The sequence below is a fragment of the Streptomyces sp. NPDC014995 genome (assembly GCF_043080745.1).
Taxonomy (GTDB): domain Bacteria; phylum Actinomycetota; class Actinomycetes; order Streptomycetales; family Streptomycetaceae; genus Streptomyces.
On the sequence record NZ_JBIBVX010000010.1, the window covers coordinates 41,563 to 60,753 of the forward strand.

General features: G+C 73.7%; 17 protein-coding genes. 13 read left to right on the plus strand and 4 right to left on the minus strand.

Going from position 1 to position 19,191, the window contains the following annotated elements; all coding sequences use genetic code 11:
* Nucleotides 1-31: 31 nt before the first annotated feature.
* Nucleotides 32-793, minus strand: coding sequence for a L,D-transpeptidase family protein (locus ACF1A1_RS20720; protein WP_392001661.1), 762 nt, complete (start codon nucleotides 791-793; stop codon nucleotides 32-34).
* 399 nt (nucleotides 794-1,192) lie between these two features.
* On the opposite strand from ACF1A1_RS20720, the gene ACF1A1_RS20725 reads away from it, so the two are divergent.
* Nucleotides 1,193-1,540, plus strand: a complete 348-nt coding sequence (locus tag ACF1A1_RS20725; protein WP_392001663.1) for a DUF488 domain-containing protein — start codon at nucleotides 1,193-1,195, stop codon at nucleotides 1,538-1,540.
* Between the two features lie 300 nt (nucleotides 1,541-1,840).
* Here the strand turns inward: ACF1A1_RS20725 and ACF1A1_RS20730 are convergent, their stop codons facing one another.
* Both ACF1A1_RS20730 and ACF1A1_RS20735 read right to left on the minus strand, forming a co-directional pair.
* Nucleotides 1,841-3,514 carry an FAD-binding dehydrogenase gene (locus tag ACF1A1_RS20730; protein WP_392001665.1) on the minus strand — a complete coding sequence of 558 codons (1,674 nt, stop codon included), beginning with the start codon at nucleotides 3,512-3,514 and terminating at the stop codon, nucleotides 1,841-1,843.
* A gap of 29 nt (nucleotides 3,515-3,543) precedes the next feature.
* Nucleotides 3,544-4,170: a TetR/AcrR family transcriptional regulator gene (locus tag ACF1A1_RS20735; protein ID WP_392001666.1), complete on the minus strand. Its 627-nt coding sequence runs from the start codon at nucleotides 4,168-4,170 to the stop codon at nucleotides 3,544-3,546.
* A 148-nt stretch (nucleotides 4,171-4,318) separates the two neighbouring features.
* On the opposite strand from ACF1A1_RS20735, the gene ACF1A1_RS20740 reads away from it, so the two are divergent.
* The 3 genes from ACF1A1_RS20740 to ACF1A1_RS20750 all read left to right on the plus strand — a co-directional run bounded on the left by ACF1A1_RS20740 (nucleotide 4,319) and on the right by ACF1A1_RS20750 (nucleotide 7,418).
* Nucleotides 4,319-4,945 carry an alpha-ketoglutarate-dependent dioxygenase AlkB gene (locus ACF1A1_RS20740; RefSeq protein WP_392001668.1) on the plus strand — a complete coding sequence of 209 codons (627 nt, stop codon included), beginning with the start codon at nucleotides 4,319-4,321 and terminating at the stop codon, nucleotides 4,943-4,945.
* Nucleotides 4,946-5,134: 189 nt separating this feature from the next.
* Nucleotides 5,135-5,884, plus strand: a complete 750-nt coding sequence (locus ACF1A1_RS20745) for an MBL fold metallo-hydrolase (protein WP_392001669.1) — start codon at nucleotides 5,135-5,137, stop codon at nucleotides 5,882-5,884.
* Between the two features lie 259 nt (nucleotides 5,885-6,143).
* Complete coding sequence (locus ACF1A1_RS20750; protein WP_392001671.1) at nucleotides 6,144-7,418, plus strand: DUF4032 domain-containing protein; 1,275 nt, start codon at nucleotides 6,144-6,146, stop codon at nucleotides 7,416-7,418.
* Nucleotide 7,419: 1 nt separating this feature from the next.
* On the opposite strand, the gene ACF1A1_RS20755 is transcribed toward ACF1A1_RS20750, so the two are convergent.
* Nucleotides 7,420-8,292, minus strand: a complete 873-nt coding sequence (locus tag ACF1A1_RS20755) for a universal stress protein (RefSeq protein ID WP_392001673.1) — start codon at nucleotides 8,290-8,292, stop codon at nucleotides 7,420-7,422.
* A gap of 62 nt (nucleotides 8,293-8,354) precedes the next feature.
* On the opposite strand from ACF1A1_RS20755, the gene ACF1A1_RS20760 reads away from it, so the two are divergent.
* The 9 genes from ACF1A1_RS20760 to ACF1A1_RS20800 all read left to right on the plus strand — a co-directional run bounded on the left by ACF1A1_RS20760 (nucleotide 8,355) and on the right by ACF1A1_RS20800 (nucleotide 19,020).
* Nucleotides 8,355-8,708 (plus strand): VOC family protein, encoded by a 354-nt coding sequence (locus ACF1A1_RS20760; RefSeq protein ID WP_392001675.1) that lies wholly within the window; start codon nucleotides 8,355-8,357, stop codon nucleotides 8,706-8,708.
* 162 nt (nucleotides 8,709-8,870) lie between these two features.
* The gene (locus tag ACF1A1_RS20765) at nucleotides 8,871-10,547 is read left to right on the plus strand and encodes an FAD-dependent oxidoreductase (protein WP_392001677.1); all 1,677 of its coding nucleotides are present in this window, start codon (nucleotides 8,871-8,873) and stop codon (nucleotides 10,545-10,547) included.
* Nucleotides 10,544-12,031 carry an ATP-binding protein gene (locus ACF1A1_RS20770; protein WP_392001678.1) on the plus strand — a complete coding sequence of 496 codons (1,488 nt, stop codon included), beginning with the start codon at nucleotides 10,544-10,546 and terminating at the stop codon, nucleotides 12,029-12,031. The genes ACF1A1_RS20765 and ACF1A1_RS20770 overlap by 4 nt, the downstream gene beginning before the upstream one ends.
* On the plus strand, nucleotides 12,028-12,381 hold the full coding sequence (locus ACF1A1_RS20775) for a UBP-type zinc finger domain-containing protein (RefSeq protein WP_392001679.1): 354 nt from the start codon (nucleotides 12,028-12,030) through the stop codon (nucleotides 12,379-12,381). Before ACF1A1_RS20770 ends, ACF1A1_RS20775 begins: the two co-directional genes overlap by 4 nt.
* A 476-nt stretch (nucleotides 12,382-12,857) precedes the next feature.
* A complete protein-coding gene (locus ACF1A1_RS20780) occupies nucleotides 12,858-14,084 on the plus strand; it encodes a serine hydrolase domain-containing protein (RefSeq protein WP_392002006.1) in 1,227 nt (408 codons plus the stop codon).
* A gap of 118 nt (nucleotides 14,085-14,202) precedes the next feature.
* Nucleotides 14,203-15,633: a CAP domain-containing protein gene (locus ACF1A1_RS20785; protein ID WP_392001681.1), complete on the plus strand. Its 1,431-nt coding sequence runs from the start codon at nucleotides 14,203-14,205 to the stop codon at nucleotides 15,631-15,633.
* Nucleotides 15,634-15,814: 181 nt separating this feature from the next.
* Complete coding sequence (locus ACF1A1_RS20790; protein WP_392001683.1) at nucleotides 15,815-16,879, plus strand: tetratricopeptide repeat protein; 1,065 nt, start codon at nucleotides 15,815-15,817, stop codon at nucleotides 16,877-16,879.
* Nucleotides 16,876-17,958 carry a polyprenyl synthetase family protein gene (locus ACF1A1_RS20795; protein ID WP_392001684.1) on the plus strand — a complete coding sequence of 361 codons (1,083 nt, stop codon included), beginning with the start codon at nucleotides 16,876-16,878 and terminating at the stop codon, nucleotides 17,956-17,958. The genes ACF1A1_RS20790 and ACF1A1_RS20795 overlap by 4 nt, the downstream gene beginning before the upstream one ends.
* A gap of 102 nt (nucleotides 17,959-18,060) precedes the next feature.
* A complete protein-coding gene (locus ACF1A1_RS20800; RefSeq protein WP_392001686.1) occupies nucleotides 18,061-19,020 on the plus strand; it encodes a threonine/serine dehydratase in 960 nt (319 codons plus the stop codon).
* The last annotated feature ends 171 nt before the right edge of the window (nucleotides 19,021-19,191 follow it).

The following is a 19,191-nucleotide window of genomic DNA, read 5'->3' on the forward strand; positions in this document are numbered from 1 at the left end:
TCCGGGCGCCCGGTCCGGCCGGCGGCTCGGCTCAGCGGGCCAGGGAGGCATGGTCGCCCATGACGACGACCGGGTGGAGAGCGGGGTCGAGGGTGCGCAGCAGTTCCTTCATGTGCTCCTCGGCGATACTCACGCAGCCGTGGGTGGGGCCGCCGTGGTCGACGTGCAGCCAGATGCCGCCACCGCGCTCCGCGCCCAGCGGGCGGGTCCAGTCCAGCGGTGACGTACCGGGCTCGCGGTTGTAGTCGATGGCGATCACGTAGTCGAAGGACCCGGCCAGCGGCTCGCCCTCGAAGCCGGTGCCGGGCGCGGTGAAGCCGTCGGAGCGGTCGTAGGGCAGCCGCGTGCCGGGGTCGGGCAGCCGTCCGCCGGCGTCGGTGAGGCCGAAGACGCCGATGGGTGAGCGCAGGTCGCCGCCCATGTGGTGGTCGGTCCAGCCGCGCAGGGCGTTGTGGGCGGGCCGGACGGGTCCGGACCGCCAGCCGGTTCCGGTGCGCTCGTACAGGACGACTCGGGAGAGCGGGGAGTCGCGGCCGCGTCCGGTCACCACGACCACCTGGCGCGCCGCGGCCGGGACGGCGGCCCGTGTCCTGGGGCCGAGGCCGGGTATCGACCGCGGGGCCGACCGCACGGAGACGTCGGGCGCGGGCGTGCCCGCCGGCCGGGTGGCGGTGCGTGCGGAGTCGGTCGGTGCGGTGGCCTTGTGGCCGGAGGAGGCGGCCGCGCCGCCGCCGCATCCGGTGAGCAGGAGGGACGCGGCGAGCAGCGCGGCACGGGCGCGGTGTCTGATCATGGGTCGACCCTGGCCGACGGGTGTGAGGAACTGGTCAGGTTCTCAGGGGTGTTGGGCTGTCCCCGAGCGTACAGCCCCATCTGGAACAGTCCGCCGAGCTCCTTGCCGGACACCCGTTCCGCGTCCCGCGCGACCGGGCCCTCGCCCACCGACACGGCAACGGCACGACCGCCGCGCTGGAAGCCCTGGCTCCGACGCGCTGTACGCCACCCCGTCCGACGGCGAGGTCTGCCGGGCGCTGTCGCCGCCGTGCTGCTCGGCGTGGAGCCACTCGCCCAGGCGCCGATCGGACGGGAGTCCCCCTCGATCAGGTCATGTCCCGCCGCGTCGCCCACCGTACCGAGTCGGCGTCGGCAGTACGCTCCCGGCACCACCCACCGTCTGCAGGAAGGCCTGCCCGTGAGCGTCCGCGTGCGCCGCGTCTACGAAGCCCCCGAGCCCGACGACGGCGTCCGCGTCCTCGTCGACCGGCTGTGGCCGCGCGGCCTGGCCAAGGACGCGGCGCGCATCGACGAGTGGCCCAAGGGCCTCACCCCGTCGACCGAGCTGCGCCGCTGGTACCACGCGGGCGAAGGCTCGTACGAGGAGTTCGCGCACCGCTACGAGGCGGAGCTGGCCGCCCCCGAGGCGGCCGAACTCCTCGATCACGTCCGCGAGTTGGCCCGCAAGGGCCAGGTGACGCTGCTGACCTCCGCGAAGGAGCCGGAGCACAGTCACGCGGCGGTGCTGGTCCGTCTCCTGGGCTGAGGGCCGGGTCGTCCCGTCTCGTCGGCCGAGGACGGGACGGGGGCGCCGCGCCTGGCTGAGGGCCCAGTCGGCCCGTCTCCTCGGCCGAGGACGGGACGGGGGCGCCGCGCCTGGCTGAGGGCCCAGTCGGCCCGTCTCCTCGGCCGAGGACGGGAACCGGCCCGCCGCCTCGACTGAGAACCGGAACCGGCCCGCCGACCTGGAGTGAGAACCGGAACCGGCCCGCCGCCACGGCTGGTGACTGGGCCGACCTGCCCTCTCGGCTGAGGGCTGAGCCGACCCATCCCCTCGGCCGAGCGCTCAGCCCGTCTGTCGAGCCGCCGCCCGGCCCGCCGCGCGTCCGGAGAAGAGGCAGCCGCCGAGGAAGGTGCCCTCGAGGGCGTTGTAGCCGTGGACGCCTCCGCCGCCGAAGCCGGCGACCTCGCCCGCGGCGTAGAGGCCCTCGATCGGCTCCCCGCCGGTGCCCAGGGCGCGCGAGTCGAGGTCGGTCTGGATGCCGCCGAGGGTCTTGCGGGTGAGGACGTGCAGCTTGACGGCGATGAGCGGCCCGGCCTCGGGGTCGAGGATGCGGTGCGGGGTTGCGACCCGGCCGAGGCGGTCGCCTATGTAGCGGCGGGCGTTGCGGATGCCCTGCACCTGGGCGTCCTTGGCGTACGGGTTGGTGATCTGGAGGTCGCGGGCCCGGATCTGTCGGCGCAGACCGTCCACGTCGAGGAGCGGCTCGCCGGTCAGCGCGTTCATCTTGTCGACGAGCCGGTCGAGGGTGTCGGCGACGACGAAGTCCGCGCCGCGGTCGAGGAACGCCTGCACCGGGGCGGGAGCCCCCTTGCCGAGGAGGCGGTCGCGCAGGACGGCCTTGCGGTCCTTGGCGGTGATGTCGGGGTTCTGCTCGGAGCCGGAGAGCGCGAACTCCTTCTCGACGATCTTCCGGGAGAGGATGAACCACGAGTGGTCGTGTCCGGCGATGTCCTCGGTGGTGCGCAGGTGCCTGAGCGTGCTGAGGGTGTCGTAACCCGGAAGGCAGGGGTCGGGCAGGCGGCGGCCGAGGGCGTCGAACCACATCGAGGACGGGCCGGGCAGGATGCGGATGCCGTGCCCGGGCCAGATGGGGTCCCAGTTCTGGACGCCCTCCGTGTAGTGCCACATGCGGTCGCGGTTGACCAGCCGGACGCCGGCCCCGGCGCTGATGTCCAGCATCCGGCCGTCGACGTAGGCGGGGACGCCGGTGACCATCTCGGCGGGCGGGGTACCGAGGCGCTCGGGCCAGAACCGGCGGACCATCTCGTGGTTGGCACCGATGCCGCCGCTGGTGACGACGACGGCCTGGGCGGTCAGTTCGAAGTCGCCGACGCGGTCGCGGCTGGAGGAGACACCCCGCGGGGAGTCGTCCGGCGCGAGGACCGTGCCGCGCACCCCGCGGGCGGCGCCGCCCTCGAGGACCAGTTCGTCGACGCGGTGGCGGTGGTAGAAGGTGAGCAGCCCGTCGCGGGCGGCCTGCTTGGCGTGGCGGGCGAAGGGCTCCACGACCCCGGTGCCGGTGCCCCAGGCGATGTGGAAGCGGGGTACGGAGTTGCCGTGCCCGTCGGCGCGCAGGTCGCCGCGCTCGGCCCAGCCGACGGTGGGCAGCAGGGTGATGCCGTGCCCGGAGAGCCAGGACCGCTTCTCCCCCGCCGCGAACTCCACGTAGGCGCGCGCCCAGCGCACCGCCCAGGAGTCCTCGTCGTCGGTGCGGTCGAACTGCGCGCTGCCCTGCCAGTCGCTCCAGGCGAGGTCGAGGGAGTCCTTGATGCCCAGGCGGCGCTGCTCGGGCGAGTCGACGAGGAACAGTCCGCCGAAGGACCAGAACGCCTGGCCGCCGAGGTTGGCGGCGTTCTCCTGGTCGACCAGGGCGACCCGCCGGCCCCTGCTGGTGAGTTCGTGCGCCGCGACCAGGCCGGCGAGGCCCGCTCCGACGACGATGACGTCCGCGTCCATGGCGAGTGTCGCCCTTTCTTCCGGAGGCTTCATTCCTGGTTGCCGCTGCCGTCGGTGAGCAGCGCGGTGAGCAGCTGCTTGAGCCAGGCGCGGGCACTGTCCACGTCCTTGTCGAGCAGCAGTTGGGTGGTGACCCCGTCGTACGCGGCGACCACCGCGTGGGCGGCGGCGTCGACGTCGCCGAGTACGGCGGGCAGGGCGGTGTGGCCGCGGGCGCGGGCGAGCCGGTCGGCGATCGCGCCGCGCAGTCTCGCCCGGTGTTCCAGCAGGGACTGCGCGACGGCCGGGTCGCGGGCGGCGTGGACCAGGAAGTCGGTCTTCACCAGCAGCCAGTCCAGGTCGAGGAGGAGCACCTCGGTGACGCGGTCGACGGAGGCGGGCACGTCGAGGTCCGGCCCGTCCCCGGCGAGCGCGTCGGCGACCTGCCGGGCGATCAGGTCCGCGCGCTGCCGGTAGAGCGCGAAGAACAGCTCGTCCAGGCTGTCGAAGTTGGAGTAGAAGGCGCCCCGGCTGTAGCCGGCGGCCTCGCAGACCTCCTCGATGGAGACCCGCCCGAAGCCCTTCGCGGCGAACACCGCGAAGGCGGCGTCGAGCAGGTTGGCCCGCGTGCGCACGCGGCGCCGGGTGACCCGCCTGGCTGTCGGCTCGGCCGCCATGTCGCACCTCCGTTCGATGCGCGAATGTATCCGATACATCGGTGTATCGAAAGACCTCTCGCTCGAACCCGGGGAGGGACACGGGCGGGAAGCCTTGTCAGGAGCCGATCACGGGAACACATTTTCGATTCCGGAGTACGCTGAGGGCATGACCAGGCACCTCCAGGGCTCCCTCTTCGATCAGACCGACGAGCTGCGGCTCGGCGCCCTCGACGGGATCCGCCGGACGGAACTGGGCTCGGGAGCGTGGATCGACGTGCTGCCGGGCTGGCTCACCGGTTCGGACCTGCTGTTCGAACAGCTGGCGAGCGAGGTGCCGTGGCGGGCGGAGCGCCGGCAGATGTACGACCACATGGTCGACGTCCCCCGGCTGCTGGCGTTCTACGGAGCGGACCAGAAGCTGCCCCACCCGGTGCTGGAAGAGGCCCGCGACACCCTCAGCGCGCACTACGCCGACGAGTTGGGCGAGCCCTTCGTCACCGCCGGGCTGTGCTACTACCGCGACGGCCGCGACAGCGTCGCCTGGCACGGTGACCGGATCGGCCGGGGCGCCCGCGAGGACACGATGGTCGCCATCCTCTCCGTGGGCGCGCCCCGCGATCTGCTCCTGCGCCCGGTGCGCGGCGGCGACACCGTGCGGCGCCCGCTGGGACACGGCGACCTGATCGTGATGGGCGGCTCGTGCCAGCGCACCTGGGAGCACTGCATACCCAAGTCGACACGCGCCGCGGGACCGCGCATCAGCATCCAGTTCCGCCCACGCGGCGTGCAGTAGGCGTGCAGTGGCCCGCGACCGGCCGTCCGGCGGGCCCGCCGCCTCCGGAAGTGGCCACCCGCTCGCCTTCGGCGGCGCGCCCGCCGCCCTCGTTCCCGTTCGTCACGCGTGCCGCCCCGCCCTCGGCACCCCCGTCCCGGTCTGCTTTGCTGTCCCCGTCGAGCACGGACCTCACCCCACGGGACGAACATGCGGGCAGACGTACGGCAAGTGGCGGACGGCACCTACCTGGTGCACGGCAGCAACACCAACTGGGTGATCCTCACCGAGGGCGACGCCGTCACCCTCATCGACACCGGATACCCGGGCGACCGCCGGCAGGTGCTGGACTCCCTGGCGGCGGTGGGCAGTTCACCGGAGGCGGTCGCGGCCGTACTCATCACCCACGCCCACAACGACCACCTGGGCTCCGCCGAGTACCTGCGCACGACGTACGGCACCCCGGTCTACCTCCACCCGTCCGAAGTCCCGCACGCCCGGCGGGACTTCCTCCAGCAGGTGACCGTCGGCGACGTGCTCAGGAACGCCTGGCGTCCCGGTGTGCTGCCGTGGATGGTGCACGTGCTGCGCTCCGGCGGCACCGAGCAGCACCCGGTCACCGCACCGGAGCCCTTCCCGGCCGCCACCGGCCCACTGGACCTGCCCGGCCGGCCCGTCCCCGTGCACACTCCCGGGCACACCGACGGCCACACGGTCTTCCACCTGCCCGATGCCGGCACACTCGTCTCCGGCGACGCACTGGTCAGCGCCCACCCCACCTCCCGGATCCAGGGCCCGCAGCTGCTGCCCGACATGTTCCACCACGAACGCGCCCGCGCCGTGGCGTCCCTGGACGTGATCGCCACCCTGGACGCGGACGTCCTCCTGCCCGGCCACGGGCCCGTGCACCGGGGGCCGGTCCGGGAGGCCGCGCGGCAGGCACGGGAGCGAGCGAGTTAGGGACTTCCACCGGCACGGCCAGGGACCCGGGCCACGCTCCTCCGGGGCGAGCAACGCGGCTCCTGTCCCGTGTCCGAGAGGTCCCGGGCCGCGTCTTTCAGGAGCGGATCGCCGGCCCCGTCGACCTCCGTGTCGGCGGGGCCGTACCGGACGGGCCGACCGCCGGCAGCCGCGGCGACGCGTGCCGCCCCGGACCGGACCGTCCCGGCCCTTGAACAGCCCCTGAGGCCGTGCCTGCGCAGGCCTTAATGTTCGGGCCATGGCTTTGCAGATCAGCGCCACCAACCCGGAGCATCCGGCCCTCCTGCTGGAGCTGCCCTGGCACCTGCCCCTGGAGCAGTGGCCCGAGGAGGTCCTCGTGCCACTGCCGCGCGGTATCTCCCGGCACGTGGTGCGCTACGCCCGCGCCGGCGACGAGGTGATCGCCGTGAAGGAGCTCGCCGAGCGCCCGGCGCTGCGCGAGTACCAGTTGCTGCGCGACCTCGACCGGCTGGGCATCCCGGCCGTCGACCCGCTGGCCGTGGTCACCGGGCGCACCGACGGCGCCGACGACCCGCTGGAGTCGGTGCTGGTGACCCGGCATCTGGGCGGCTCGATGCCGTACCGGTCGATGTTCGAGACGACCATGCGGCCGGCGACCATGCACCGGCTGATGGACGCCCTGGCGGTACTGCTGGTCCGCCTGCACCTCGCCGGGTTCGCGTGGGGCGACTGCTCACTGTCCAACACGCTCTTCCGGCGCGACGCGGGCGCCTACGCCGCCTACCTCGTCGACGCCGAGACCGGAGACCTGCACCCGCGGCTGAGCGACGGGCAGCGCGACTACGACCTCGACCTGGCCCGCGTGAACATCAGCGGCGAGCTGCTCGACCTGGAGGCGTCCGGGGCGCTGCACCCGTCGGTGGACCCGATCGAGTTCGGCACGGAGATCTGCGCCCGCTACCACGGCCTGTGGGAGGAGCTGACCCGTACGTCCGTCTACCCGGCGGGCAAGTACCACTACATCGAGCGCCGGATCCGCCGGCTCAACGACCTCGGCTTCGACGTGGCCGAGATGCAGATCGAGCACTCCTCCAACGGCGACACGGTGACCTTCGTGCCGAAGGTCGTCGACGCCGGGCACCACCAGCGGCAGTTGCTGCGGCTGACCGGCCTGGACGCCGAGGAGAACCAGGCCAGACGGCTGCTGAACGACCTGGAGAGCTGGATGGCGACCCAGGACGACTACGCCCCCGGCGACCCTTCCCCGGGCTCCCGGCTTCGCTCGGGCGGGAGGAACCCCCACGCCGCCCGCCCCGAGGTGCTCGCGCACCGGTGGGTGCGGGACGTGTTCCGGCCGACCGTGCGGGCCGTGCCGGTCGAGCTGCGCGGCTCCATGGACCCGGCGGAGATCTACCACGAACTCCTCGAGCACCGCTGGTACCTGTCGGAGCGGGCGCAGCACGACATCGGGCTGGACACGGCCGTCGAGGACTACATCCAGCGGATCCTGCCCAAGGCGCGGGAGACGCTGGAGCCGACCGTGCCGGAGTGAGTCACTCCGGCGGGACGACGGCCACCGGGCAGTCCGCGTGGTGCAGCATGCCGTGCGCCACGGAGCCGATCCGCGCGCCGACCGCGGTGCGGTGGGCGCGCCGGCCGACGACCATCAGCTGGGCCCGCCCGGCCACCGACAGCAGCACCTGCCCGGCGCTGCCGATCTCCACGTGCTCGACCACCGGCACGTCCGGGAAGCGCTCCCGCCACGGTTCGAGGGCCGCGGCCAGCGCCTTCTTCTCGTACGGCTCCAGGCCGCCGGCCTCGTCGAGGAGCTTGAGCGAGCCGGGGCTGTAGGAGAACACCGGCGGGAGCGTCCAGGCGCGGACGGCACGGACGGTGGCGCCGCGGGCGGCGGCCGTCTCGAAGGCGAACCGCAGCGCGGGGGCGCTGTCCTCGGGGGCTCCGTGCTGGCCGACGACGATGTCGTGGCCGGCCGCCTCGGTGCTGGGCCCGGTCCCGGCGCGGACCAGGACGACCGGGCGCGTCGCCTCGGCGATCACCTGCTGCCCGACGGAGCCCAGCAGGAACCCGACGACCGGGCCGTGTCCGCGTGAGCCCAGCACGAGCATCTCCGCGTCCGCCGCGGCGGCGGCCAGCGTCTCGACCGCGTCGCCCTCCAGGACGTCGGTGGTCACCGGCAGACCGGGGTGCCGTTCGGCGACGTCCTCCACGGCCTGACGGACGTTGGCCCGTACCCACTGCTCCTGCGTGTCCCGGTCCGCCACCTCGGCCGCCGCGGCCGACTGGAACCGCCAGGCGTGCACCACCCGCAGCGCCAGGTCCCGCCGGACGGCCTCCCGGGCCGCCCAGGCGAGCGCCGCGAGGCTCTCGTCCGTCCCGTCGACCCCTGCCGTGATCGGGCCCGTCATCCCGCCGCCTCCCTGTGTCTCGTTCGATCCGTCCGGCCCCAGTCTCCCCTACGCTGACCGGCATGACCTTGGAATGGGAACAGGTGAACGTCGACGCGGCCGACCCGGTGGCGCTGGGACGCTGGTGGGCCGAGGCCCTCGGCTGGGTCACGGTCAACGACGCGCCCGACGAGTACGAGATCCGGCCGGCGCCGGACCGCCTGCCGGGACTGCTCTTCGTACCGGTACCGGAGGGCAAGACGGTCAAGAACCGCCTGCACCTGGACTTCCGCCCGGACGACCAGCGTGCGGAGGTCGAACGTCTGCTGGCCCTCGGGGCCCGGCACGCGGACGTGGGGCAGGGCGAGCAGACCTGGGTGGTGCTGGCCGATCCCGAGGGCAACGAGTTCTGCGTGCTGAGCTCGCGCCGGGCCTGACACCCAGCCCCGTTTGACCGTGCGCGCCCCGGCCTGTGCCAGGAACGCACCGCCTGCCGCTTCCCGGAGCGAACGGCACCGATCGAACATACGATGGCGGGAGCCGGCGCGGGGTTCGCCGTGCGGCGAGTCGTGAACCGCTCGGGTGGGAGACGTATACGTATGGCACAGGCCGCCGAGACAGCGCGGACCGTCATCCTGACCGTGGACGACGACCCGGGGGTCTCCCGCGCCGTCGCCCGTGACCTGCGGCGCCGCTACGGCGCCTCGTACCGGATCGTGCGCGCGGAGTCCGGCGAGTCCGCGCTGGGGGCGCTGCGCGAGCTGAAGCTGCGCGGCGACCTGGTGGCCGTGATCCTCGCCGACTACCGCATGCCGCAGATGAACGGCATCGAGTTCCTCGAGCAGGCCCTGGACGTGTACCCGGGCGCGCGGCGCGTGCTGCTGACCGCGTACGCCGACACCAACGCGGCGATCGACGCGATCAACGTGGTCGACCTGGACCACTACCTGCTCAAGCCGTGGGACCCGCCCGAGGAGAAGCTCTACCCGGTCCTGGACGACCTGCTGGCGGCGTGGCGTGCGAGCGACTACCGGCCGGTGCCCAGCACGAAGGTGGTCGGGCACCGCTGGTCGGCGCGCTCCTCCGACGTGCGGGAGTTCCTGGCCCGCAACCAGGTGCCGTACCGCTGGTACTCCTCCGACGAACCCGAGGGGCGGCGGCTGCTGGCCGCGGCCGGGGCGGACGGGCAGCGGCTGCCGCTGGTGATCACTCCGGAGGGCACGCCGCTGATCGAGCCGGACGCGCCCGAACTGGCCGCCCGCGTCGGACTGGCGACGACCCCGACGGCCGACTTCTACGACCTCGTGGTGATCGGCGGCGGGCCGGCCGGGCTCGGCGCGGCCGTGTACGGGGCGTCCGAGGGGCTGCGGACGGTGCTCGTGGAGCGGTCGGCGACCGGCGGGCAGGCCGGACAGAGCTCCCGCATCGAGAACTACCTCGGCTTCCCCGACGGCGTGTCCGGCGCCCAGCTCACCGACCGGGCCCGTCGCCAGGCGGCCAAGTTCGGTGCCGAGATCCTCACCGCGCGCGAGGTCACGGGACTGGAGACGAACGGGGCCGCGCGCGTCGTACGGTTCTCCGACGGATCGGAGATCGCCGCGCACAGCGTGATCCTGGCGACCGGGGTGTCGTACCGGCAGCTCCAGGCGCCGGGCACCGCCGACCTGACCGGCTGCGGGGTGTTCTACGGGTCCGCGCTGACCGAGGCGCCCTCCTGCCAGGGCCACGACGTGTACATCGTGGGCGGCGCCAACTCCGCGGGGCAGGCGGCGATGTACCTGGCGCGGGGCGCCAAGTCGGTGACGCTGCTGGTGCGCGGTCCCGACCTGTCGGCGTCGATGTCGTACTACCTGATCCAGCAGATCGACGAGGCGCCCAACATCTCGGTGCGCACCGGGACGGTCGTCGAGGCGGCGCACGGGGAGGGACACCTGGAGCAGCTGACGCTGCGCGACACGCAGACCGGGCACACCGAACTCGTCGACGCGCAGTGGCTGTTCGTGTTCATCGGCGCGGCCCCGCTGACGGACTGGCTCGACGGGACGGTCCTGCGGGACGACGACGGGTTCATCCTCGCCGGGCCCGACCTCACCCCGGACGGGCGGCCGCCCGCGGGCTGGGAGCTGGACCGGCCGCCGTACCACCTGGAGACCAACATCCCCGGTGTGTTCGTCGCGGGCGACGCGCGCGCCGAGTCCGCCAAGCGGGTCGCGTCCGCCGTCGGAGAGGGAGCCATGGCCGTGATGCTCGTCCACCGGTATCTGGAGCAGTCGTGAGCGGGCAGGTCATGCCGTGCAGCCCGCGGGAGATCGGCTCCCTGTTCCTGTTCGAGAAACTCTCCCCCGAGCAGCTGGGACGGCTGTGCGGCGAGGGGCGGGTGGAGAAGTTCGAGGCCGGGCCGGTGTACACCGAGGGTGAGCCGGCGACCTGCTTCTACGTGATGCTCGAGGGCACGGTCGTGCTGTACCGCCGGGTCGGCGGCGACGACGTCGAGGTCAGCCGCACCTCGCAGCGCGGGGTGTACGCGGGAGCCATGCAGGCGTACCTCGGGGACCGGGTGCCGCAGGTCTACAACAACTCGATGCGGGTGACGGAGCCGACCCGCTTCTTCGTGCTGCCCGCGCAGTCGTTCGCGGACGTCATGCAGGAGTGGTTCCCGATGGCCGCCCACCTGCTGGAAGGGCTGTTCTTCGGCACGAAGAACAGCCAGCGGGCCATCGGGCAGCGGGAACGGCTGCTGGCCCTGGGCTCCTTGTCGGCGGGGCTCACGCACGAGCTCAACAACCCCGCGGCGGCGGCCGTACGGGCCACCGCGACGCTGCGGGAGCGGGTGGCGAAGATGCGGCACAAGCTCGCCGTCATCGCCCAGGGCCCCTACTCCCGCGAGGCCCTGGCCGACCTCATCGAGATCCAGGAGCGCACCGCCGAACGGGTCGCCAAGGCACCGGCGTTGAGCCCGCTGGAGGCCTCGGACCGGGAGGACGAGCTGACCGACTGGCTCGACGAGCACGGCATCCCGGAGGGCTGGCGGATCGCGCCCGCCTTCGTCCAGGCCGGGCTCGACGTGGACTGGCTGGAGCAGGTCGCGGCGGCCGTGGACGAGGACATCCTGCCGGGGGCGATCGGCTGGCTCAACTACACCGTCGAGACCGAGCTGTTGATGGACGAGATCGACGACTCCACCAACCGCATCTCCCACCTCGTCGACGCCGCCAAGCAGTACTCCCAGCTCGACCGCGCCCCCTACCGGGTCGTCGACGTCCACGAACTCCTCGACAGCACGCTGCTGATGCTGTCGGGGAAGATCGGGCAGCGCATCGAGGTCGTCAAGGACTACGACCGCACGGTGCCGGACGTCCCCGCGTACCCGGCGGAGCTCAACCAGGTGTGGACGAACCTCATCGACAACGCGGTCTTCGCCATGAACAGCTGCGGCGGGGAGGGCACGTTGACGGTGCGGACCGCGCGGGAGGGGGACCGGCTGCTGGTGGAGTTCCGCGACACCGGCCCCGGCGTCCCCGCGGACATCCGCAGCCGGATCTTCGACCCCTTCTTCACCACCAAGCCGGTCGGCGAGGGCACCGGGCTGGGCCTGGACATCTCCTGGCGGATCGTCGTCAACAAGCACCACGGCAGCCTCCAGGTCGAGTCGCGGCCGGGCGACACCCGCTTCCAGGTCCTGCTGCCGCTGACGGCCCCGGAGCCCGGGACCGGCCCCGCATCCGACACCGCGTCCGACACCGCCGAGGAGCCCGTATGACCGACGCCGACGGAATCGACCCGAGCGTGCCGCCCAGCGGCACCGGCTGCGTCGAGTGCGACGCGGCGGGCGGCTGGTGGTTCCACCTGCGGCGCTGCGCGGCCTGCGGCCACATCGGCTGCTGCGACTCCTCCCCCGCCCAGCACGCCACCGCCCACTGGAAGGCGACCGGCCATCCCCTGGTGCGCAGCTTCGAGCCGGGCGAGGAGTGGTTCTGGGACTACGACAACGACGAGCTGTACGAGTCCGGCCCGGAACTGGCGCCCCCGCTGAGCCACCCGGCGGACCAGCCGGCGCCGGGGCCGGCCGGGCGGGTCCCGGCGGACTGGGCGCGGTCGCTGCACCGCTGAGCGCCGGGCCCGTAGGGCCGCCGGAACCGCGGGCCGGGGATCCGGCGCATCCGGTTGAGGGGCAGGGGGTGTGCCCGGGTTCCCGGACCCGGGCACACCCCCTGTCGTCGTGCCGTGAGCGCCCGCCGCACGGCGTGTCCGCGGCGGTCAGGTGACCGGCGGCCCAGCCCCGGTTCACCGTCCCGCACTCCGTGCCGGAGGTGCCGTGGAGATCGAGTCTCCGGAGAGCGACCCGATCGGACCAAGCATGTCCACGTAAAGCCGAAATCGTCGCTTTCGGGTGCCTTCGCGGCGATACTGAGCCGACCTCACCGCACAGTGATCAGCGAGTGACCAACTGTGCGTCGGCCGTGGGGATGTGACGGGACGGAAGAAGGTTGCCTCGAGTGAACGTGACCGATCTCGCGACAGCGAAGGACCTGCGCAGACGGGAGAGGAGGGGCTCACGGACGGCGCGCCGGGGAACGGCGCTCGGGATGGCGCTGCTGTCCCTGCTGGTGGTGCCCGCGCACGCCTCCCACGCGCCACCTCGCCCCGCGGCGGCCGCCGTCGCACCGCCGAAACCGGACCTCGCCGGCCTGCGGAGCCATCTGCGCACGGCGACACGGCAGGGGGCGCCCGGGGCGATGGCGCGCCTCGACGACCACGGGGCGGTCCACCGGCTCGCCGTGGGCGTCGCCGACCGGCGGACGAAGCGGGCGCTCGGCGCCGACCACCGCTTCCGCGTGGGCAGCGTCACCAAGATCTTCTCCGCCGTCGTCCTGCTGCAACTGGCCGACCAGGGCAAGCTCTCCCTCGACGCGCCGGTCAACCGCTATCTGCCGAGGCTCCTGCCCGACGACCGGATCACGGTCCGGCACCTACTGAGCCACCGCAGCGGTCTGTACGACTACACCAACGACCTGTTCGCCGACACCGTCCGCGGCTTCGAGGCGGTCCGCACCAAGGTCTTCACCTACCGTCAGCTGCTGGACCGCTCGCTGCGCCACGCGCGCACGACCGCCCCCGGTGGCGCCTACTCCTACTCCAACACCAACTTCGTCGTCGCCGGCATGCTCATCGAGAAGCTCACGGGACAGGCGGTCGGCGCGGCGTACCGGAAGCGGATCATCGAGCCGCTGAAGCTGCGCGACACCTTCTACGTCCACCCGGCCACCGCGATCCCCGGTCTCCACACGCGTGGCTATCTCACCCCGGACGCCCCCGCCACGACCCTGGTCGACGCGACCAGGCAGACGGCGTCCTGGGCGCAGAGCGCGGGCGCGCTCATCTCCAGCACCCGGGACCTCGACATCTTCCTCTCGGCGGTGCTGCGCGGCCGGCTGACCTCGTCCCGGGCGCTGGCCCAGATGCGGCGCTGGGTCCCGGCGGGCACCAAGCAGGCGTACGGGCTGGGGCTGCGGCGCCGCGACCTGTCCTGCGGGGTCTCCGTGTACGGGCACAGCGGCGCCGTACAGGGCTACTACACGTACGCCTTCACGTCGAAGGACGGGCAGCGCAGCCTGAGCGCGCTCGCCAACACCTCCAACAACGCGCGCGTCCACAACACGATGCTGCGCACCCTGGAGTCCGCGTTCTGCGGGAAGGGCGCGGGGGCGCGCAGGGGTGCGGTGCTGCCCCACGAGCGGGCGGAGGACATCGCCGCCACGACGGCGCGGGACGCTGTCACGACCGCGCGGGACTCCGCCGCCGTACGGGACTGACCTTGGGGCCCGGTGTGCGGGCCGGAGGGACCGACGGTGGCCGGGAACCCGTCGGTCCTGCCGGCCGTTCTCCCGGGCAAGGCCCCACGGGGCCGCACGACGACATCAGGGCGGCAGGATGAGTGAGTTGGTCCCCGGGGGCAATGTGCCCCTCCCGGGCGGCGCCCTGGCCGTCCGGGTGCCCGGCCCCTTCGACGTCAGCGCACTGGTCACGGACGACAGCGGCAAGGTCCGGGGCGACGGCGACTTCGTGTTCTACAACCAGCCGACGGCCCCGGGAGCCCACCTGCGGGGCGACACGCTCACCCTGGACCCGGCGAGGCTGCGATCCGGCGCCACCCGCGTGACGGTGGTCGTCAGCTCCGCCGACCCGGGCACACCGCCGGCCCGTCTGCCGGTTCCCACGCTCCACGTCACCGACCCGCGGGGCCGCCCGCTCGCCCGGTTCACACCACCGCACCCGCGGCAGGAGACGGTGCTGCTGCTCGCGGAGGTCTACCGGCGGGGCGGGGGATGGAAACTCCGGGCGCTCGGACAGGGGTACGCGGACGGACTGGCGGGCCTGGCACGGGACTTCGGCGTGGATGTCGCCGAGGACGCAGCCACGCCTCCGTCGCCGCCCACCGCCACGCCCCCGTCCCGGCCCACCGCCACCGCCACAAGGGCCTCCGCGTCCGCCCGCTCCCTCCCACAGCCCTGCGTACCCGCCCCCACCCGCACACCGCCTTCCGCGTCCGCGCCCACCCTCGTACAGCCCTCGGTGTCCGCGCCCGACCCCGACGGCTTCCTCGCCCTGGTGAACCCCGCGCGGGCCGCGGCCGGTTCCCCGCCCGTCGCCGTTGACGCCCGGCTGGTCTCCGCGGCCCGGACCCATGCCGCCGCCATGGCCGGTGCCGGGCGGCTCGGCGTGGAGGGCGTGGACGGTGTCTCGGTCCACCAGCGGCTCACGGCCACCGGGTACCAGTACCTCGCCGTGGGAGAGCACCTGGTCTCCGGACCCCGCACGCCCGCCGAGTTCGTCGCGTACTGCCTGCGGACCGACCGGACCCGGGGCACCCTGCACGACCCGGCGTTCACCCACACCGGAGTGGCGCACGTCCGGGAGGCACGCACCGGCGACATTTACTGGACCGCCCTGTGGGCGAGCCCGCTCACCCCCGCCGGTCTGGCGCGGACGGAGGCGGAGGTCGTCGACCTCACCAACCGCGAACGGGCGCGGGCCGGACTGCGGCCCCTCGGCCTCGATCCCCTGCTCGCCACCGCCGCGCGGGCCCACAGCGCGGACATGGTGGCGCGCTCCTTCTACTCCCACGTCTCGCCGGAGGGCAGCCGGCCCTGGGACCGGACCGCCGCGGCCGGGTCCGCACGGCGGACGATCGGCGAGAACATCGCCTGCGGTCAGCGCTCCCCCGCCGAGGTCGTGGAGGGCTGGATGAACAGCCCCGGGCACCGCGCCAACATCCTCAAGCCCGCCTTCACCCACATCGGCGTCGGCTTCGCGGGCGGCGGCCCCGCGGGCACGTACTGGACGCAGCTCTTCGGCGCCTGACGCCCCGTCGGCTTCCCGAGGTGATCTACGCCTCAGGAGGCAACCCCGCTGGCCGCGCCCGCATCTTGACCGGCGACAACAGATGACGCCACCCCGGCGGCCCGACCCGGCCGGGGTGATGCCCGGCGCACTATACACACTGTGTATACACACCGCGCATACGCAGTGTCGAAAGGAACCGATGTACGGCAAGGCATTCGCCCCCGAGTACCAGGGCGCCCTCACCGCCCTCTCCGTGAACTCCTCCCTCGTCGACGTCCTGGCCGTCGGCACCGAGCAGTTGAAGGCGGCCGAGCGTGCCGGGGAGCGCGCCGAGGCGGCCCGCTCCGGGCTCGCGGTGGCCGAGGCGCACCGGCGGCTCGGGCAGGTGCGGGAGGCGGACTCGGCCTGGAAGGCCAGTTACCGCGCGGCCCGCGACGCCGGGGACGTCGCGGCGATGGCCTGGGCGCTGTGGAGCGGCGGCACCCTGGCCCGGCAGCGGGGCGCCTTCCCCCTGGCCCGGCGACTGCTCGGCCTCGCGGCCGAACTCGGCGAGCGGGGCGGGGACGTCGTCGTCCGCGGCTACTCGCTGGCCGGACTCGCCGAGACCGGCCGTATCCAGGGCGACTACGACGCCGTCGGCAGGCTGCACGAGCAGTTGCTGGCCGAGGCCCGCAGGCGCGGCGAGGCACGGCACACGGTGTGGGCGCTGGAGGGCATCGCGCAGATGCACCGCAACTCCGGTGCCTACGACACGGCGTACGCGCTGTTCGAGGAGGCGGCCGAGATCGCCGGGCGCGCCGACGACCGGCGCGGGCACGCGTGGGCGCTGCGCGGGCTGGCCGACATCGTCTCCGTGCGCGACGGGGACACCGAGCGGGCCCTCGCCCTGCTGTCGGAGGCGGAGACGACGTGTCGCGCGATGAACCTCTCCAGCGCGCTCGCCTACAACCACAAGATGCGCGGCAACGTCCTGTACCGGGCGGGCCGTTACGCCGAGGCGCGGGAGCTCTACGAGCAGGCGCTCGCGGAGTTCGCCGCGATGAGCGAGCCGCGCGGGGAGGCGCTCGCCCGGCTCGGTCTGGCCAAGTCCCTGGCCCGCCTGGGCCGCGACCGCGCGGAGACGGCCGCGGAACTGGCCGACCTGGCGAGGGAGCTGGAGCGGATAGGGCTGCGGCACGCGCGGGAGATGGTGGCGCGGGCCCACGAGGAGCTGGGCATCGGCGTCGACGCGTCCGGCGGCGCGGGTGCGGAGGCCGTACGGTGACGGGGTTCTCCACGACGGTCGCCACGTCGGCCGTCCCGGCGGGCGCGTCGCCCACGGGGCCGGGCCGGGCACCGGCGTCCGCCGCCGGCATCCTCGACTGCTGCCGTGCGCTGGTGCGCCCCGCCCTCGTCGAGGCCGTCGAAGGGCTGCACCCCTGGGTGGGTGAGATGGCCGCCTACTCCTTCGGCTGGTGCGAGGTCGGCGGGGCGCCCGTCGTCGCGTCCGGCGGGAAGGGGCTGCGGCAGGCCCTCGCGGTGCTCGGTGCCGAGGCGGCCGGGGCGCCCGCGCGGGCCGGGGTCGCCGCGGCGGTGGCGGTGGAGCTGGTGCACACCTTCTCGCTGCTCCACGACGACATCATGGACGGCGACCCGACCCGGCGCCGCCGCCCCACCGTCTGGAAGGCGTACGGGACGGGACCGGCGGTGCTCGCGGGCGACGCCCTGTTCGCGCTGGCCGTCGAGACGCTCGCCGCGACCCCGGGAGGCGCGGCGGGCGTACGGCTGCTGTCGGCGGCGCTCACGGATCTGGTGCACGGGCAGGCCGACGACCTGCTGTTCGCCGCCCGCCCCTGGTCGGGTCCCGACCGGGTGGGTCCCGACGCCTACCGGGCGATGGCAGAGGGCAAGACGGGTGCCCTGCTGGGCTGCGCGGCCGCGCTGGGCGCCGTGCTCGGCGGCGCGCCCCCGGAGACGGTCACCGCGCTGGACCGAGCCGGACGGCACCTCGGGATCGCCTTCCAGGTGGTCGACGACATGCTGGGGATCTGGGGCGATCCGGCCGTCACCGGCAAGCCCGTCCACGGTGATCTGCGCGAGCGCAAGAAGACGTTCCCGGTGCTGGCAGCCCTGGAGTCCCCGGTGCCTGCCGCACGCCGGCTGGCCCTGCTCCTGGAGGCCGGGGGTGACCCCGCCGAGACGGCCGCGCTGATCGAGGAGGCCGGTGGCCGTGCGGCGGCGCTCGCCGAGGCGCGCCGGCAGGTGGCCGCCGTGGAGTCGGCGCTCGCCGGCGCGCCGCTGCGCGCGCGGGCCGCGGACGACCTGCGGACGCTGCTGGAGTTCCTGGTGCGGCGCGACCTGTGACAGCGTCGGCGTCTGCGGCGTCCACTCCCTGTTGACCTTGTCCGTGCCGCACGACAGGGTGCCGAAGGTGCGCCGGGAGCGGCGCGGAGAAAGGTGGTTGTCTTGATCGGCATTTCGGACATCGAAGCCGCGGCGGAGCGGATCGCCGGGCACGTGGTCCGCACCCCGACCCTTCCCAGCCCCGGGCTGTCCGCGCTGCTCGGCGTCCCCGTCACCGTCAAGCTGGAGTTGCTGCAACGCACCGGCTCCTTCAAGGCGCGCGGGGCGACGGCGAAGCTGCTCTCGCTCGGTGAGGCGGAGCGGGCGGCCGGGGTGGTGGCGGTGAGCGGCGGGAACCACGGGATCGCCGTGGCGGTCATGGCCGCCGCCCTCGACGTCAAGGCCACGGTGGTGATGCCGCGTTCGGCGCCCGCCCGGGCCGTCGAGACCGCCGAGGAGGCGGGCGCGTCGGTGCGGTTGACCGACGGCATGGACAGCGCGTTCTCCCTCGTGACCCGGTTGCGGGACGAAGGGCTGACCCTCGTCCACCCGTTCGACGATCCGGTGGTCGTGGCCGGTCAGGGCACGGTGGGGCTGGAGTTCGCCGACGACGCCGACGAGGTGACGGACGTGCTGGTCAGCGTCGGGGGTGGTGGGCTGATCTCCGGTGTCGCGGCCGCCCTGCGGGCCCGTCGGCCGGACGTGCGGATCTGGGGTGTGGAGACCGAGGGCGCGGAGGCGATGTCCGCGGCGCTGGCGGCGGGCGGGCCGGTGCCGGTGGAGCTGTCGTCCATCTCCACCACCCTCAGCGCGCCCGCTGTCGCGCAGTTGACGTACGACCATGTCTCCGCCCTGGTGACCGAGGTGCTCGTGGTGCCGGACCGGGAGGCCGTGCGGGGCTGCACCGAACTCGCCGAGCACGCCAAGGTGTGGACCGAGCCGGCCGCCGGCTGCCTCCTTCCGGCGGCCCGGCGGGTCGTGGAACGGGTGGGTGACGGCGCCCGGCTGGGGCTGGTGGTCTGCGGGGGCAATGCGACGACGACGGACATGTCCTCCTGGGCCGAACGATTCGGACTGCGCTGAGCTCGGTTCCGGGAACTGGGCCGGATCCGTGCCGGGAACTGGGCCGGATCCGTGCCGGGAACTGCGCCGCCTTCCCGGCCGGAAAGGAAAATCTCGGGACGGTCCTCGCCGCGAAATGGACGGGGCGCGGGGCGAGGGCTCGTTCGAGCGCGCCGGTGACCGTTTACCGCT